This window comes from Flavobacterium sp. RHBU_3 (assembly GCF_046613565.1).
Taxonomy (GTDB): Bacteria; Bacteroidota; Bacteroidia; order Flavobacteriales; family Flavobacteriaceae; genus Flavobacterium.
The window spans coordinates 144032-161507 of the sequence record NZ_JBKJHC010000004.1; the positions used below are offsets into that span (position 1 = coordinate 144032).

Annotated in this window: 17 protein-coding genes; 6 read left to right on the forward strand and 11 right to left on the reverse strand. The window is 40.0% G+C overall.

Annotated features, from left to right (window positions below):
• Positions 1–49: 49 nt before the first annotated feature.
• Entirely contained in the window at positions 50–925 is an 876-nt protein-coding gene (locus ACLI1A_RS06900; protein ID WP_411407488.1) for a carbon-nitrogen hydrolase, read from the reverse strand.
• Between the two features lie 228 nt (positions 926–1153).
• On the opposite strand from ACLI1A_RS06900, the gene ACLI1A_RS06905 reads away from it, so the two are divergent.
• From ACLI1A_RS06905 to ACLI1A_RS06920, 4 genes are read left to right on the forward strand one after another with little or no spacing between them, the layout of a single operon-like run.
• Positions 1154–1750, forward strand: coding sequence for a hypothetical protein (locus tag ACLI1A_RS06905; protein ID WP_411407490.1), 597 nt, complete (start codon positions 1154–1156; stop codon positions 1748–1750).
• A 60-nt stretch (positions 1751–1810) separates the two neighbouring features.
• Positions 1811–2455: a hypothetical protein gene (locus ACLI1A_RS06910; RefSeq protein ID WP_411407492.1), complete on the forward strand. Its 645-nt coding sequence runs from the start codon at positions 1811–1813 to the stop codon at positions 2453–2455.
• Positions 2452–3216 (forward strand): sensor histidine kinase, encoded by a 765-nt coding sequence (locus ACLI1A_RS06915; protein WP_411407494.1) that lies wholly within the window; start codon positions 2452–2454, stop codon positions 3214–3216. Before ACLI1A_RS06910 ends, ACLI1A_RS06915 begins: the two co-directional genes overlap by 4 nt.
• Before the next feature lie 4 nt (positions 3217–3220).
• A complete protein-coding gene (locus ACLI1A_RS06920) occupies positions 3221–3904 on the forward strand; it encodes a response regulator (RefSeq protein ID WP_411407496.1) in 684 nt (227 codons plus the stop codon).
• Between the two features lie 12 nt (positions 3905–3916).
• On the opposite strand, the gene ACLI1A_RS06925 is transcribed toward ACLI1A_RS06920, so the two are convergent.
• On the reverse strand, positions 3917–4117 hold the full coding sequence (locus ACLI1A_RS06925; protein ID WP_411407498.1) for a hypothetical protein: 201 nt from the start codon (positions 4115–4117) through the stop codon (positions 3917–3919).
• 232 nt (positions 4118–4349) lie between these two features.
• Between ACLI1A_RS06925 and ACLI1A_RS06930 the strand changes: the two genes are divergently transcribed.
• The gene (locus ACLI1A_RS06930) at positions 4350–4592 is read left to right on the forward strand and encodes a hypothetical protein (RefSeq protein WP_411407500.1); all 243 of its coding nucleotides are present in this window, start codon (positions 4350–4352) and stop codon (positions 4590–4592) included.
• Positions 4593–4667: 75 nt separating this feature from the next.
• Here the strand turns inward: ACLI1A_RS06930 and clpB are convergent, their stop codons facing one another.
• Complete coding sequence (clpB, locus tag ACLI1A_RS06935) at positions 4668–7274, reverse strand: ATP-dependent chaperone ClpB (RefSeq protein ID WP_411407502.1); 2607 nt, start codon at positions 7272–7274, stop codon at positions 4668–4670.
• A gap of 128 nt (positions 7275–7402) precedes the next feature.
• On the opposite strand from clpB, the gene ytxJ reads away from it, so the two are divergent.
• Positions 7403–7795 carry a bacillithiol system redox-active protein YtxJ gene (gene ytxJ, locus ACLI1A_RS06940; RefSeq protein WP_411407504.1) on the forward strand — a complete coding sequence of 131 codons (393 nt, stop codon included), beginning with the start codon at positions 7403–7405 and terminating at the stop codon, positions 7793–7795.
• Here ytxJ and ACLI1A_RS06945 read toward each other — a convergent pair.
• From ACLI1A_RS06945 to ACLI1A_RS06980, 8 genes are all read right to left on the reverse strand, one after another.
• Positions 7790–8452 (reverse strand): hypothetical protein, encoded by a 663-nt coding sequence (locus tag ACLI1A_RS06945; protein WP_411407506.1) that lies wholly within the window; start codon positions 8450–8452, stop codon positions 7790–7792. The two genes, ytxJ and ACLI1A_RS06945, sit on opposite strands and share 6 nt — an antisense overlap.
• Before the next feature lie 101 nt (positions 8453–8553).
• Entirely contained in the window at positions 8554–9666 is a 1113-nt protein-coding gene (locus ACLI1A_RS06950; RefSeq protein WP_411407508.1) for an endonuclease, read from the reverse strand.
• 78 nt (positions 9667–9744) lie between these two features.
• Complete coding sequence (locus ACLI1A_RS06955; RefSeq protein ID WP_411407510.1) at positions 9745–10962, reverse strand: RsmB/NOP family class I SAM-dependent RNA methyltransferase; 1218 nt, start codon at positions 10960–10962, stop codon at positions 9745–9747.
• 66 nt (positions 10963–11028) lie between these two features.
• Positions 11029–11925 carry a bestrophin family protein gene (locus ACLI1A_RS06960; RefSeq protein WP_411407512.1) on the reverse strand — a complete coding sequence of 299 codons (897 nt, stop codon included), beginning with the start codon at positions 11923–11925 and terminating at the stop codon, positions 11029–11031.
• Between the two features lie 90 nt (positions 11926–12015).
• Positions 12016–12615 (reverse strand): hypothetical protein, encoded by a 600-nt coding sequence (locus tag ACLI1A_RS06965; protein ID WP_411407514.1) that lies wholly within the window; start codon positions 12613–12615, stop codon positions 12016–12018.
• A gap of 45 nt (positions 12616–12660) precedes the next feature.
• Positions 12661–13251 carry a CpXC domain-containing protein gene (locus ACLI1A_RS06970; RefSeq protein WP_411407516.1) on the reverse strand — a complete coding sequence of 197 codons (591 nt, stop codon included), beginning with the start codon at positions 13249–13251 and terminating at the stop codon, positions 12661–12663.
• A 43-nt stretch (positions 13252–13294) separates the two neighbouring features.
• Entirely contained in the window at positions 13295–15271 is a 1977-nt protein-coding gene (locus ACLI1A_RS06975; RefSeq protein ID WP_411407518.1) for a WD40/YVTN/BNR-like repeat-containing protein, read from the reverse strand.
• A 401-nt stretch (positions 15272–15672) separates the two neighbouring features.
• Positions 15673–17475, reverse strand: coding sequence for an acyl-CoA dehydrogenase family protein (locus ACLI1A_RS06980; RefSeq protein ID WP_411407520.1), 1803 nt, complete (start codon positions 17473–17475; stop codon positions 15673–15675).
• Between the last annotated feature and the right edge of the window lies 1 nt (position 17476).

A 17476-nucleotide genomic window follows, 5' to 3' on the forward strand; every position in this document is an offset into this window, starting at 1 on the left:
CTTTAATTATGTTAATTTCACATAAAAACGTTAAATGTCACCTTTTTTACTATTCGCCATCAAGGTATCTCTTGGTAATAGGCTGGTAGCTATCAATCCTTCTGTCCCTTAAAAACGGCCAGTGTGTGCGGTAATGGTCTGTAAGTTTGGTGTCTACCTCTACAACAGTTGTTATTTCGTTTTCGTGGTCTGCCAGGTACATTAATGTGCCTTGTGGGTTAGCTACAAAGCTGCCACCCCAAAATTTCATGGCGCCATCCTGCTCAAAACCTACGCGGTTTACACTTACCACGTGTACACCGTTTGCTACAGCATGGCTGCGCTGTATGGTTTGCCATGCATCATACTGCTCTTTATTGGTAGCTTCGTCCTGGTCTGTAGCCCACCCGATAGCGGTAGGGTAAAACATAATTTCGGCACCCATAAGTGCAGTAATACGGCTTGCTTCCGGGTACCACTGGTCCCAGCAGATAAGGATACCTATTTTGGCATACTTCGTCTGGAATACTTTATAGCCCAGGTCGCCGGGGGTAAAATAGAATTTTTCGTAAAAAGCAGGGTCATCCGGTATGTGCATTTTGCGGTATTTACCCAGGTAAGTACCGTCTGCATCTATAACCGCGGTGGTGTTGTGGTACAATCCTTCGGTGCGCTTTTCAAAAAGCGATGCTATAATAACCACGTTAAGCTCTTTTGCTACAGCGCTCAGTACATCAGTACTCGGGCCCGGTATGGCTTCGGCCAGCTTAAAGTTTTCATAATCTTCCACATCGCAAAAATAAAGCGAAGTGAAAAGCTCCTGAAGGCAAACAATTTGTGCGCCCTGTGCAGCAGCGTTGCGTATTTCGCGTATGGCTTTGTCCAGGTTTGGCTGTTTTTCTTTTACACAGCTCATCTGTACCAGTCCTACTTTTACTTTACCCATTTTGGTTTATTATAAAATTGAGGTGCAAATTTACGCATTTTTTCGGTCTTAGGTATTCAGGCTGTGTTAAGCTGCTTTTAAAAGGTGTAATTATTTGTTATTTAGATTTTTGGCTAAATATAATGTAAATATCTATGCGGAAAACTAGGGTTTTACCTATTAATTTTTTGAGTTTGTTGTTGCATATTTGAGGTGAAACATTTGTTAAAAATTTAAAACCAATTATTTATGCCAACTTTTATTTTTATCATCACCGCGAGCGCTGTACCTACAGGCTGGGCAGCTACAAATGCCTCAATCATTGTGTCTTCAAATGCAACAGAAATTCATGTAGATGTTTTAAGGATTTCTACTGATTCTGCTACCATATTTGCATGGCTTAAAGCTAACTACATGTATATAAATTTCCCTGCTATGTATGAAAGCATAGAAAAGGCGCATGTTATATCATCCGGCAGTGCCGAATATACGGTGGCTTCTGCGGTTTCTTCAGGTTTGTATACTAATGTTACTTTTTCGGCATTGCAAACTGATTTGTCAAGTATTTCGCTTTCATATTCAGACCATTATAATGAATACCTTAGGGTGTATTATGATAGCACTACTTTGCGCTTTACAAAAACTACAGATATGACCCTTGAAACCCTCTTTTCTATTCCGTTTATAAGGGCTATTATGAGTAATAACTCGCTTTCGGGTACTAATACGGTTTTTTCTTTTGCTAAAGGTAATTTTGCTACAGGAAACGACATTTTCTTTAAGGTAACAGATAACGGAAATTTTATAGGCTATTATAATTTTTCAAAGACAAACCCGAAACCTTAACCCTGAAGAACATCTGTTAAAGTAAAAAATAGTATATTCAGCCTGTATTAAAGGCTGAATATGTTTTATAAGTTTATAGCTGAAGTGGGGTTTGTAGAATATTACATTTTTTTTAGTGTAATTACTGGTTTTATATGTGCTAACTATAAAAAGAACATACATAACTGGCTGCTAATATTATTGTTTACATTTTTTATTTCGGAAATTGCATTAATATATGCTAATGCATTTTTAGTTGCAGTGGGGTGGATTTATGCGCCCAGCACTACTATTCATAATACAGTTTGGCTCTTAATACTGGGTAAAACTTTTAATAAGGGTACTAAGTTTTTGTACATTGTATGGGCTTATTTTGTTCTATGCATACTTGACACACTTTTTTGGGAAGGATATACAGATTTTAATACTTTTAGTTTTTTACTTGGTGCTGCTCTTTATATATCCATGTTTATAAAAGAATACATTACAAAGCTTAACAACGAAGATTTTGCCTTTTTTCAAAAAAATGAAAGTTTGCTTCTGTTTAGTCCGATACTCTTTTTTATGGGAGTGAGTATTATGTTTACTTTTAATGATACTACATTATCTGAAACTAAGATAATAGGTGATACAAGTTTATATGAGATTGCCGTAAATTTTCCTAACCTAATATCTTATTCTATAATAAACATTTACTTTTTTAAAGAAAAACAATTCAAAAAATGATAGATAATCTTGTTATAGGGATACTTATTACCATAGCGTTTGTTAGCGTCATAGTGTTGTTTTGTGCATTACTGATAAAATTATATATAAATAAGATAAGAAATTATACCCGGCTTATTTATGAAAAAGATCTGCAGTTTCAAAAGACACTTACCGAAACCATACTGGAAACCCAGGAGCAGGTGTTTAATAATATTTCGCAGGAACTCCATGACGATGCCGGCCAGCAGCTTACCTACATTAATTTTTTAGTAGAAAATTTAAAACTGGACAGCCCTCAACTCTCAGAAACAATGGAGCCCGTGTCTACGGCTGTTTCGGCGCTTTCTCAATCTATTCGCAGGGCAAGCCACTCACTTAGCGGCCAGCTTTTGGTGCAGCAAAATGTTGTAAAAGCAATTTCTGCCGAAGTTTCAAGGCTACAACACTTGGGAAGAATAAAAATTTTGTTTAAATTTGAAGGAGACGAACCAAAAGGGATTGATTCCGGCAGCCAAATAGTTATTTACAGAATTTTTCAGGAATTAATTAATAATATTTTAAAGCATGCCCAGGCTACCGAAATAAGCATACACCTTATTGCAAACCCTTTTGAGCTTACCGTAGCTGATAACGGAAAAGGTTTTGATGTGAGAGCCGTAAACAAAGAAGAGGGGCTTGGCTTACACAACCTGAAAAACCGGGCTGATATAGTAGGCCTGGATTTTGCCTTAAACTCAGCACCGGGTAAGGGTACCGAAGTGATATTGTCCCAAAAATAACACTATGCATAAAATTACAATTGGCCTCGTTGACGATCACCAACTTGTAAGGACGGGTCTTAGAGAGCTTATAGAGAAATTAGGTAACTATTCGGTTGTATCTGAGTACGACGGCGCTATGTCTTTTTTAAACGACCATACTACCACCCCCCCCGATGTTTTAATCGTAGATTATTCCATGCCCGATCTTAGCGGTACTGATCTGCTAAAAGAACTGGAAAGGCGTAGCGAGGATGCTACTGATACTGAACCAAAGACACACCGAGTACTGCTGCTAACCCAGCACCTGGAAGACAGTATAATAGACGAAGCTTTTTACTACGGAGCCCGTGGTTTTCTTCATAAAAACTGTGCTGCCCAAGATCTTAAATATGCCATAGACAGTATAGCGGCTACAGGTTACGCTAATGTAGTGGAAATACTGCGTAGGGTAAAACGGTTTGATACTGCTGCTCATGGCTTACAAGACAGGCCGTTGCCCGGCATAACCCGCCGCGAGCTTGAGTTTCTAGAGCTTGTGTGCGATGAGCGCGAACTTACCTATGACCAAATGGCCGATATAATGTGTGTTTCGGTAAAATCAGTGGAGTCGTACCGTAGTGCGCTGTTTGAGAAATTTAAAATCAAATCGAAAGTAGGGCTGGTGCTGTTTTCATACCAAAACAAGTTAACCCCGCCGTTTACTTAATCTGCTTGCTTTTTATGGGTTGCTTTCGTCGCGTGTGCGTTTTATAAGGCCTATTCCCGACCCAAAAAAGATAAGTCCCAACACCCCGTAGATAACCAGTGTTTTTATGCTTTGCTCTCCTGTAGAGCTGTTTATAAATATGTATGCAGCGTAAATAAGCCCTATGATTCCCAGTATGGTAAGCAGTGTCCCAAAGATGCGTTTTAAGTTCATAGCTGTGTTTTTTTTAGTGTTTCTATCCCAAAGTTCATAGGAATTTTACAGTTTAAATCACAGTTTGTTAAAACCTTAACGCTTATTTTTTTGTTAATACTGTTCTGTAAGATTTTGGCTTATAAATAAACGATAATTAAATGTTATAGCGGTTATAAAGTTCTGGTTTTGAATGTTTTGTTTTTGGAAATTTGATCCTGAAAATAGTTGCAAACTTCAAATTCAAAGCATTATGAAACTCTTTTACATCTTACTTACCATTGTTGCAGTAGCCCTTGCCGGTTATTTTGTAGCCGACAGCTTTGATTATGACAACGCTACCATTAGCGTAGTGCTTATAGATACCCTTTTTGTGCTTATACCTATAACCATAGTGGCTGTTGCGGCAGGCGTATATTTTTCAATAAAGCGCAGGCAAAACGATAAAGATGTAATGACCATACGCCAGTATTATCAGTACAAGAGTGCCAGATAGCACACACCTACATATTTTTTAAAAACAAAAAGCCATCCTTTACAGGATGGCTTCTTTACTATCTAAAAAATCTGTTCAGTTGTTGTGTACCAAATCGCTTTGGTTGCGGAACACCAGTTGTCCGTCAAAGCTATCCAGTAGTATAATACTGTCTGTAGTAACCTTACCGCTAAGTATTTCTTTACTTAGCTGGTTCATTACCTCTTTTTGTATTACACGTTTTACCGGGCGCGCACCAAAATCGGCATCGTAACCTTTTTTGGCCAGGTAATCAATCGCCTCAGGAGTAGCATCCAGAGTAATGTTTTGCTGAGCAAGCAGCTTGGTAACACTCTTAAGCTGCAAACCTACAATCTCACGTATGTTGTCTGCGCTAAGCGGCGTAAACATTACAATGTCGTCTATACGGTTGATGAACTCCGGCCTTACGGTTTGTTTCAGCAGACCAAGTACTTCTACCTTAGCGGCTTCTATAGCGGTATCTATGTCCTTTACGGCTTCAAATTTCTCTTGGATAATATGGCTGCCCATATTACTCGTCATAATAATAATTGAGTTTTTAAAGTCGGCCAAACGTCCTTTGTTATCCGTTAGTCGACCTTCATCCAGTACCTGTAACAGTATGTTAAAGGTATCAGGGTGGGCTTTCTCAATCTCATCAAGCAGAATTACACTGTATGGTTTACGGCGCACGGCTTCGGTAAGCTGGCCTCCTTCATCATAACCCACATATCCCGGAGGCGCTCCTACAAGTCGGCTTACGCTGTGGCGTTCCTGGTATTCGCTCATGTCTATACGGGTCATGGCGTTTTCATCGTCAAACAGGTAACCGGCAAGGGCTTTGGCAAGCTCTGTTTTACCCACACCTGTAGTACCCAGGAACAGGAACGAGCCTATAGGTTTCCTCTGATCCTGTAACCCGGCACGGCTACGACGCACGGCATCACTCACAGCTTCTATAGCTTCTTCCTGACCCACCACGCGTTTGTGCAGTTCGGCTTCCAGGTTAAGGAGTTTTTCACGCTCGCTTTGTAGCATTTTGGTTACCGGTATACCGGTCCATTTTGCTACTACTTCCGCTATGTCTTCGTGGGTTACTTCCTCTTTAATAAGGCTTTGACCTTTTTGTGTTTCCTGAAGTTGTTGCTGTAAATCGTTCAGCTTTTCTTCAGACTCCTTTATTTTACCGTAGCGCAGCTCAGCCACTTTACCGTAATTACCTTCGCGTTCTGCTTTTTCGGCTTCCAGCTTATAGTTTTCTATATCGGTTTTTGTAGCCTGTATGCTGTCTACCACATCTTTTTCGCTTTTCCAGCGGGCAAATATCTCGTTGCGCTCTTCTTTAAGATTAGCCAATTCAAGTCCTAATGCTTTTAGTTTAGGCTCGTCGTTTTCACGTTTAATGGCTTCAATCTCAATTTCAAGCTGCATTATTTTACGATCCAGCACATCCAGTTCCTCTGGCTTCGAGTTAATTTCCATACGGAGTTTACTCGCGGCCTCATCCATAAGGTCAATCGCCTTATCGGGTAGGAAACGGTTGGTTATATACCTTTGCGAAAGCTCTACAGCGGCTATAATAGCGTCGTCTTTAATACGTACCTGGTGGTGTGCCTCGTATTTTTCTTTAATACCACGCAGAATCGAAATAGCACTTTCGGTATCCGGCTCATCTACCATTACCTTTTGGAAACGCCTTTCAAGAGCTTTATCCTTTTCAAAGTATTTCTGGTACTCGTCCAGTGTTGTTGCACCTATAGCACGCAGCTCACCACGGGCAAGGGCAGGTTTTAGTATGTTGGCCGCGTCCATGGCGCCGTCGCCACCGCCTGCACCTACAAGGGTGTGTATTTCGTCTATAAACAGTACAATATCGCCCTCGGCAGAAGTTACTTCTTTCACTACTGATTTCAGCCTTTCTTCAAACTCACCTTTGTACTTGGCACCGGCTATCAGCGCACCCATATCCAGTGAGTACACCACCTTGTTTTTAAGGTTTTCGGGTACGTCACCCTGAATAATACGGTGTGCCAAACCTTCGGCAATGGCGGTTTTACCCACACCCGGTTCACCCACAAGCATCGGGTTGTTTTTGGTACGGCGGCTAAGGATTTGCAGTACACGACGAATTTCTTCATCACGGCCTATTACCGGGTCCAGCTTACCGTCATTGGCCAACTGGTTCAGGTTTTTGGCGTACTTGTTAAGCGAGTTATAGGTTTCCTCAGCGCTTGCACTGGTTACCCTTTCGCCTTTACGCAGTTCGTCTATGGCGCTCCTAAGGCCTTTTTCGGTAACACCCTGGTCTTTTAAAATCTGGGCTACCTTACTTTTTGTACCAAATATGGCAAGCAGTAAGTGTTCTATGCTTACGTACTCGTCATTCATTTTACGGGCAATATTACTTGCCTCGTTAAGCGCAGTGCTGGCCTCGCGGGAAATTCCCATTTCACCGCCCTGTACTTTCGGGAAACTGTTCAGGGTACTGTCCAGTATTTGCCCGAACAGCCCCACGTTTACGTTTAGCTTTTTAAGCAAAAACGGGGTCACGTTTTCGTCAACCTCCAGGATAGCTTTAACAATGTGTTCGTTTTCTATCTGTTGATGACCAAGGCCCTGGGCAAGCTGTTGTGCCCTTTGTATGGCCTCTTGCGATTTTATAGTATAATTAGCAAAGTTCATATCGTATTTCCTTAAATTTGGTAACTGTAAGACAATTTATGTTCCAATACGTATAATCTGACAAAAAGACTGTTTTTGATATGAAGTTGATAGCTTAATCGGTCAAAATGTCGTAAATTTTCAAAAATATGGGTTTATTTGGTGGTATGTTCGGTAATTCTGACAATAAAGATACAAACACTTCGGCGGTTAAGTGGAACGATTTAACAGAAATAACACAGCTGGACGATATTGTAGCGGAGTCTGCCGATACGCCCGTTATCATCTTTAAACACAGTACCCGCTGCGGTATTAGCCGTATGGCGCTTAAGGGTTTTGAAAATAAATACAGTATAGGGGAGGAGCAGGCAAAACCTTATTTTCTGGACTTATTAAACCACCGCGATATAAGCAACGAAATAGCCAGCCGTTTTAATGTAATGCACCAAAGCCCTCAGGTATTGGTTATTAAAAACGGAACCGCTGTGTACAACGAATCACACGATGGTATTGATGCTAATGAGGTGAAGGGGAGGTTATAATAGTATTGTTTTTGGAGATAATTCATCTTCCTCAAGAGCGCAGATGTTTAAAAACAACTGTTTTATGAGTGTTTCAATTTCATTTTTGTTGTAGGAGTCTTTGTTACGTCTTACATCTTTATAGTTGTGAATAACCAAATGATTTACCAGTTCTGAAACTGTTTTATATCGAAGATTCGTGGTTAGTTTTGAAGCAACATAAAGAGTGGCTATTGATATGCCAAATCCCGACGCAAATTCCCATTTGAAGAACATGGCTATAAAAGAGATAAGACAAATTATTCCGAAAGGAGCAGCTATATAACCGGGTATTTCAAATAAGTCGAGTTTGATGCCCAATTGTGAATTCAAGTAGTTTGCAGACTGTTTTCTGTTCTGTCCTAATACGTCAGCTATCGGAGTATTGGGTTTTATACTTTGTTTATCAGAAATGTTCAGTGTAATCAGGGCTTCTTTTACTTTGTAAAATGCCTGTTGAGACGTGCATCCACCCGTGTTCTCTCCATCGATTTTAGATTCAATGCATTTGCAAAAATCATCAAAGGTCATCCCTGTATAAAAATCATCTTCATTAAATGTTATTCCGAACGAGTTTTCAGTCCTTATAAGGATGTCCTCGAAATCATCACCGTTTATTGATAGTTTTTGGTTTTCCATGATGGAATACTTTAGGTATATTCAAATGTAACCAAATATTTCACTCACAGACACAAAAAAGCCTCCGCAAAGGGAGGCTCTCAAATAATATTTTTTCAGGTTTAGTTTACTACAACTTTTTTAGCTGAAGTCTGGTTGCCTGAAGTAGCTTTTAAGATGTAGAAACCACTAGGAAGGTCTTTTACAGTGTAAGTGTTATTAACTGCCTGTGGCTTGTTTATTTGCTGTACCAGCTGACCATTTAGGTTAATTACCTGTATGTTATCTAAACTGTTATTGCTGTAAATGTTTACCTCGTGGTTTACAGCCGGGTTAGGATATACGGTAACAATGTTGTTAATTGCTTGGTCTACAGCTGCTACTGTACCCCATATTGTTGTGGCATATTCCGGGTGGTCTATAAACGGGTTACGGTTATCCTGGCGGGTGAAAATAGCGTTATTACGGTCTATTTCGCGCTGGCTTACAGGATCCTGTGCATTCCAGGTAAGCAGTATGCTAAGGAAAGTAGCCGAAAATGAATGGTTTTCAGTGCCGTCAAACATCGCTTTAGATTGTGTAGACGATTCGTTTACTGCGGTATAAAAACCGTTTAGTTGCCCTTCGTAGCGGGTAACAAAGTAAAAGAACATACGTGCCACATCGCCTTTAAACTCGTCTATTGGCTCAAAAACAACACCGGTATATCCGGCAGAATACCCTGAGTTAAGGTTGCTTCCGCGTTTAGAACCGTTAGTATACGTTTGGTTAGCCGTACCTACTACTCCAAAAGGATAGTTTCCGCGCTGTGCGTTTACGTACTTATCTGTAGGCAGTATGTAGTGCGCATCGGCATACATAGGTAACTGAGAGCTGAAATACGATTGTGGTATAATGTGCTCGCGGTTGAATTTTTGCCCTTCCGATGTACCGCCGCTGCCATCATCCTGTTGTGCTGAGCCGTAGTAGTATTCGTAAGCATCGGGGCCATTTGGGTTTTCTGAGTAAATGTCCAGGATAGAACCGTTGTTCTCGTAATATAGGTCTTTATCAGAAAGTTCAAATGTGGTATACAACCCAGAATAACCCTGATCGGTATGATCTTTTATAATATCATGAAGTTGGGTTTTAAGTGTATAACCGGTTCCGGTTGCATTGTCGTAATAACCTGCAGGTGCCTGGGCAAAGCTGCCTAACGAAGCAAATACAGATAAAAAAGTAATAATGTTTTTCATTCCAAAAATTTAAGCCAACAAATGTAGTTACAAATACATTAATGTTGGCTTAAATTTAACATCTAATATGGACTAAAGTTATTTTTTGCGTTCCATCAGGGCCATGTAAAACCCGTCAAAACCACTTTCTGATGCAAGGATTTTTCTGTCCTGTACAAAAGTGAACTCTTTTCCTATTTCGGTTTCTGCTAAAAAGCGTTTTACCTGTTGCTCGTTTTCACTTGGCAATACACTACAGGTAGCATACACCAGCTTGCCGCCCGGTTTTACTATTTTACTGTAGTTTTCCAGTACTTCGGCCTGTATTTTACGAATGTTGTCTACAAATTCAGGCTCCAGTTTCCACTTGCTGTCCGGGTTACGTTTTAGTACACCCAGGCCGCTACAAGGCGCATCAATAAGTACGCGGTCGGCCTTTTCGTGTAGTTTTTTTATTACCTTGGTGTTTTCTATAACACGGTATTCTATGTTAAAGGCGCTGTCGCGTTTGGCACGTATTTTAAGCTGTTTCAGTTTGCTTTCGTAGATGTCCATGGCTATAAGCTGGCCTTTGTTTTCCATAAGAGCCGCCATGTGCAGGGTTTTTCCGCCTGCACCAGCGCAGGTATCTACCACGCGCATGCCCGGTTTTACATCCAGGAACGGTGCCACAAGCTGCGACGATGCATCCTGCACCTCAAACAATCCTTCCTTAAAAGCATCGGTAAGGAATACGTTAGCACGCTCTTTAAGTATTAGCGCAAACGGGTAATCTTTGAGGGTTTCGGTTTCTATATTGCTTTCGCGCAGTATGCTTTGCAGTTTCTCTTTGGTAGTTTTAAGTGTATTTACACGTAGTATTACCTGGGCCTGCTCATTTTGTGCGGCAATTTCCTTGCTCCATTTTGCTTCGCCAAGTTCGGCTACACCCAGCTCGTCCATCCAGTCCGGTATGGCTTCACGGAACTTACGTATTTTGCTCAGCTCGTCAAATTTACCTTTAATACGGCGCAGCGGAGTTTCTTCAAAATACTTCCAGTCGGGTAGGGTAATGCCGCGCAATACTGCCCATACGGCAAAAATGCGCCACAGGTTATCACGGTCATACGGTTCTTTTACTTCGGCTATTTCGGCATAAAGGCGTTTCCAGCGTACAATTTCGTAAATGGTTTCGGCCACAAACTTGCGGTCGTGGCTGCCCCAGCGCTTGTCTTTTTTAAGTGCGCGTGCTACTACCTTGTCAGCATACTCTCCGTCATTAAAAATATAGCCCAGTGAGTCAATCACCGTAAAGCATAAATTCCTGTGTAATCTCATTTTAAAAAAAATTGAGGGGCAAAGGTACTATTTTTTGTTGATGTTTTGTTTAATACATCTTCAGTGTTACAAACTATAAAAACTATCCTTTTCTATAGGTTGCGGTACATCTTCTTCGCCCAGTAGCTGGCGGATGTTTATTTCTATATTGCGGGCTATGGTAGTAACGTTAGTATCGCTTGGCCTGTTGCTAAACGGATCCTGCAAGTCATCTGCAGCTTTTTCCAGCAGGAAGAACACCATACTTATAAGTAGTAACAACGGTAATTCAAACAGTATTTTTACATTGTTAAGTGCTATTGAAAGTGTAATAACAAACAGGTAAATGGCAAAGTGCAGAAATATGCGGTATGTAGTAGGGAAAACGGTATTCTTTATGCGTTCGGCCATACCCATGTTGTCTGAAAAGCGGATAAAAATATTGTTGAATTGCACATGGGTAAAGTCTGAAATTACGCCTTGTTTGTGCAGTTCGCTTACCTGTAGTACATTTTGCTGTAATATGCCCAGTACTTTGTTGTTGTGTTTTTTCAGGTTTTCAATGTCTGTATGGCTTAACAGTTTTTCGCAACCTTCCAGTGATGGCTGCCCCCTTAACGAGCGGCCCAAAACGTAGTTCCAGGCTATTTGCCTGTACGCCATGGTTTTTATCTGGGGCTCAAGTTCGGGGTTCTTTATAAAAGCCTGTAGTTGCAGTACAAAGCTGCGCGAATCGTTTACTATGGCACCCCATATTTTACGGGCTTCCCACCAGCGGTCGTAACTTTGGCTCATACGGAACGATAACAGTACCGATATGGCTGTACCTATAAATGCCGGTATGGTAAGCGGCATTTCGGGGAGGTGTACCGCCAAAATTTCGGCAGCGTAGTGTATTATTACACCTACTACAAGCACGCTTAGCATTTCGTATTTTATATTCCCGAATATGTACCGCAGTGGCGGAATTTTGTCTACAAGCATAATGTGATGGTTAATTGCTGCATAAAGTTACGTAAGAACTTTAAACCGGTATAAATGTAATGCTAATTGTATTACATTTCTTTTCAAGGTCTATTTGAATTTCAAGGAATGGAATGCTTCCTCAAAATGATCTGTGATTAATTGCTGATCATTTGCCATGAAGAAAATATAAGCATTGCCCACGCCTTTTTTGTTTAGTGCTATGGCAAAACAGTATTTGTATTTTCCGGCAAAACCACCGTGTGCCGTAGTTATGGAAGATGCACCCCAATCGGCGTTAAACTCAGACTTTACGGCTGCCGGAGGAAAGGGCCCGATTTCAGGAAGGTTGCCGCCCGAAATGTTTAAAAGCGTTGTTTGAAATAGCGCTTCATAAAGGTTGTCCGGGTTTATCATTGTAGAGCCTTTCGGCTTGTTTTTCAGCCACTTTTTGTATTCGGTAATTTCGTTATCCATTGGGCGAATTGCGTAGCGTACTTCCAGTGCTACGGTTTTGTGCTTTACGGCATATTCATATTCCATTTGGTCGTTAGCAATTACCGGTACTTCTGCATAACCTTCTGCTGGTATATAGCTCATCTTGTTCCTGTCAAGCAACTTTTTAAAATCTTCGGGCAAACCGGAAGAAGCAGTAAATGAAAAAGAAGTAAACGCTATGAGCAGCAGGGTAAAAATACGCAATGGTTTCATGGTTTGTGACGGTTATTTTTGAAAATGCTATTGTAATTGATTGAATTAGTTTCTAAGCACATCCATGTTGAACAACAAGCTTTGCTGTGCTTTGTCCAGTTTGCTTATGGGTTGTTTTAGTTCCATCATTTGAGAAGGGTGGGTAAAGCATTTAAAAACAATCTTCTTTTTAAACAGGCTTTTTTCTATCCTGTCAAAAAACACGTAGAGCTTGGCATCCTTTACAATTTCGTTTAAAGACGAACTGAAGCCTTCGGCAAGTGCCGCAAGTACCTCGTCATTCAGGCCGTTATCAAAAATGGTAATTTTTTCAATCAGGTCATAGTATTCTTTTACTTCCCTAACAATGTAGCCTTCCATTTTTAAAAATGGATTCTTATTGTCAAATGTAATTCCCGGTTCATCGGAAGTATTGAGTGATATCATTAACTTTTGGGTCATGTCATGGTACAACAGTCCGCTTATAATGTTTATGGCTTTGCCACAGCTATCGCAGTTTTTATCGTTTAGTGTACCATTAAGCACTTTCTGCTTAAGCGATGGGTCTATGGTTACATTTACTGAATCGTAGATATTGGCTACCTGGCTTTCGTTACAAAAAGGACAGTTTATAGCTTTTGGGCTGATTTTACTCATAATAGTTAGTTTTTGGTAAATATAAAAAAATCCGCCCCGAAAATTATTTTAATATTTCTTTTTCCAGACTCTCACGATACATATAATCAATGATTGTAAAAAGTGCATATGTTTTACTTGTCTGTTCTTTAGAAAGAAATTTTCCTTTGGTTATTTGATTAATAATATTTCCTATTTTAACCGAATTTACACTTAATAAAGCTCCATCAACATTTATTTCCCAAGGGGTAGAGAGATATTTAGGTGCATAGTCATCGTTTGTGAGTATAATCGTACTGCCATTACTTAATTTCAATGTTATTTTATTCCAATCCACAGTTGTACTGCTAATACTTTCAGGTTCGGTAAAAGCCTTTTTTATTATTTCTTCGGATACTGAGTTTATTAGCAGTGCTTTTTTTCTGTAATATTCAAAATCCGAAAACCCAGCATCAAATTTCATGGGCTTGTAATTGTCATATTGATATTTTCCCTTTTTTATTTCGCGTTCAGATTTGTTTATAAACTTTATAAATTCCTGAATGTCTTTTTCTGTAAAACCAAAATCATTAATTAAAATTTCTCTGTGTTGCGAACTGTTGATTTGTTTTACCAATTCCTCTATTTCGGTTTTATTGATTGTTTCTGGTAATTTCAGGTTTTTATTTTCTGATTTTCTTATATACAATTCACTTTCATGATTATAAATAACCGAAGTCTTTCCGTTATGGAAGCAACCGCGACTCCCTGATTCAAACTCTATTGATATTACAGAAGCGGAGGGGGAAATAATATTCTCCGGTGCTATATAAGGGGTAATTTCCTTAGAATCTATATCTGCATAAACATTTTTATGAAGACGAAAACAACTAACCAGCAATTTGTTGTTATTAATTGTTAATCCGTTAATGTAAAAAGGCGTTTTTAAAAATCTGTACCATTTTTCTTTTACGCTATCATATGAAATGATGTAATGATAGTAATTTCCATATTCTTTACCTTTAAAGTTTATTTTTACATATGGCTTCTCAATACCGATGTCGTCTGTAAGTAGTTCATTATGTATAGTGTTATCTTTGTTTATTTTGTATATTTCATCTTGAGTTTTGCCATATATTGTGTTTTTTGAAAATATTATATTTCTCATGTATGGAATCTTCTCTTCACTGTTTTTCCAGGTGCTTTCAAAGTCTTTGTTGAAGCATTCAAAAGTTCCGTCTTTATACTTAAGGGCGATGCCTTCTTGGTCTGTAACTTCATAATTAGTTACTTCGGGTAATTCTTTCCAATCTATATTTTGTGAAGCAGAATAAAAAATACGGCCTTGCTGTTCAAGAATATAAAACTTTCCATTGCCAAATGTTCTAATTTTTTCAATGGTATGCCTGTCGTTTATTCTGTAGGAGCTGTACTTTTTTTGAGTAAAAGGTGTAGGTAACTGTTTCCATGTTTTACAGTTATCCTGTGTATAATACAGTTTGTTATGGTCTAAGGCACCGGCAAGTCCATGCATACCATCTTTATTAAAATAAATAGCCGAAAGACGTTCACTTTCTTCATCGGGGTTGCTAAACTCATTCCACGTTTTACCAAAATCATCACTGTAATAAATCAATCCTGATGAACCCGTCATCCAGGCTTTGCCATCAGTTGTAATGCTAAGATCATTAATCCAGCTATTTCTACCGAAATAAACTTTTTGCCAGCTTTTTCCCGCATCTTCAGTACGGAAAATAAAATCCTCGTTACCGTTTTCACCAAAAATAAATCCTGATATGAATCCTATTTCATCATTAAAAAACGAAATGTTCTCAAAAGTGCCTTTGCTAAACCCTTCGTCATCTGGATTTATTATGGGTAATCTATGCCAAAGTGTATAAGGAGCATCACTGTAAAATACTTCTCCTGATATTCCGGCCATCCATATTCTATCTGATGGTGTAATAGACATCGTGTATCTTCCTTCGGGTATTAGCGCCGAAAACGGACTTTGTGCAAAAAGCGATGATGTAAATAGTAGTATCAGAATAAGTTTCTTCATAAAGAGTTGGTTAGGGGTATAAAGGTACTTAAAAAACGAAAAATCCGCCCCGAAAGTATCAGGGCGGATTTGTATTATTTTGGATTGTTAGAATTTTAGATTATTAGATTTTGCCTGAATGAAGATTTCATAATGTCTTCCTGGGAAGTTTCTTTCGAATCTAAATTGTATACTCTTTTTGCTAATTCGAAATTAGCATCCATAAAAAGAGAAAAATCCAGGAGTTCTTGGGTTATGTTTTTCATATAAGATAGCTTCTTCAGGTTGGTCTTAGAACAAAAGAATGATTGTTAATTTCTTTGTCTAATATACAAATTGTATTTCCCAGTAAAATCAAATACCAAGAAAAACCGCCCGGTATACCGCACGGCTTTTCTGATCAACTTAAAAACTAGAATATATTAAAACGGATATGCGTTTTCTGCTATAATTTTAGCAGCAATAGCCTCACGTAGCGCTACCACATTTGGTAGGTTAGTGTATTTTGTAAAACGCTTAAGCCCCATAAGCATCATGCGTTGTTCGTCGCCTTCGGCAAATGATGCAATGCCTTCTTTACCTTTTGTATTTACCAGATCCACAGCATGATACAGGTACAACTGCGCCATGGCTATCTGCTCCTTAACGTTCTCAGCACCTTTGGCTTTGGCCAGTTTTTCGGTTCTCAGGATGGCTGATTCTGCCATGTAAATTTCTATCAATATGTCCGATGCTGCCATAAGCAGTTGCTGATGTTCATCAAGCGCAGGGCCATACTTTTGTACAGCGCTACCGGCTACCATAAGGAATGCTTTTTTCAGTTTGCCAATGATTTCCTTTTCTTCAGCGAAAAGCTCGCTGTAATCGGGCGTATCAAAAGACGGTATACCCATTAATTCCTCGGCAACTTTCATCGCTGGTCCTAGTAAATCCACATGGCCTTTCATCGCTTTTTTAATCAGCATACCTACTGATAACATGCGGTTTATCTCATTGGTTCCTTCATAGATACGGGCTATGCGGGCATCTCTCCAGGCACTTTCCATTGGGGTGTCTTCACTAAAGCCCATACCTCCAAATATCTGGATTCCTTCGTCGGTACAGTTCTGTACGTCTTCGCTCACCGCTACTTTAAGGATAGAGCATTCTATGGCAAATTCCTCAACGCCTTTCAGCTCGGCATCCTGGTGGGTTTCGCCATTTGCTACACGGGTGTTGATACGGTCTTCAATGTTTTTTGCAGCACGGTACGAAGCGCTTTCGCCTGCATAACAGCTGGTTGCCATCTCGGCTATCTTGGCACGAATAGCACCAAAGTTGGCTATCGGGGTTTTGAACTGTACACGCTCATTGGCATATTTGACCGCCCCAGAAATCGTACGACGCTGTGCATCAAGGCAGGCAGCCGCAAGTTTGATACGTCCTACGTTCAGGGCATTCATGGCTATTTTAAAACCATTGCCACGCTCACTCAGCATATTATCTACCGGAACCTTGGTCTCATTAAAAAATACCTGACGGGTAGAGGAGGCGCGGATGCCCAGTTTATGTTCTTCCTCGCCCAGTACAATACCGTTTGCAGGGTCGTATTCTACAATAAAACCGGTAATGTTCTTATCGTCTTCAATACGGGCAAATACAATCATTACATTACAGAAACCAGCGTTTGAAATCCACATTTTCTGGCCTGTTATCAGGTAATGTGTACCATCGGCACTCAGTACCGCCTTGGTTTTACCCGAGTTAGCATCAGAACCTGCGCCCGGCTCGGTAAGGCAGTATGAACCAAACCACTCGCCACTGGCAAGTTTAGGTACATATTTAAGTTTTTGTTCTTCAGTTCCGTATAGGGTTATAGGCATGGTGCCAATACCGGTGTGTGCACCAAAAGCTGTTGAAAACGAACCTGTTGCGCCACTAATATAGTCACAAGTAAGCATAGTGCTTACAAAGCCCATACCCAGTCCGCCATACGCTTCAGGTACGGCTACTCCAAGGAAGCCAAGCTCCCCGGCTTTGCGCATACTTTCTTCAGTAAAGGCATAGTCTTTCTTCTCGAAACGGTCTTTATTCGGCCATATTTCGCGGTCTATGAACTCCTTAACCGAGTCGCGCATCATTAATTGTTCCTCCGAAAAATCCTCCGGAGTAAATATGTCTTCGCTGGCTGTTTCCTTTACCAGGAACTGTCCGCCGCGAGCAATTGGTTTATCTGTTGTTTCCATA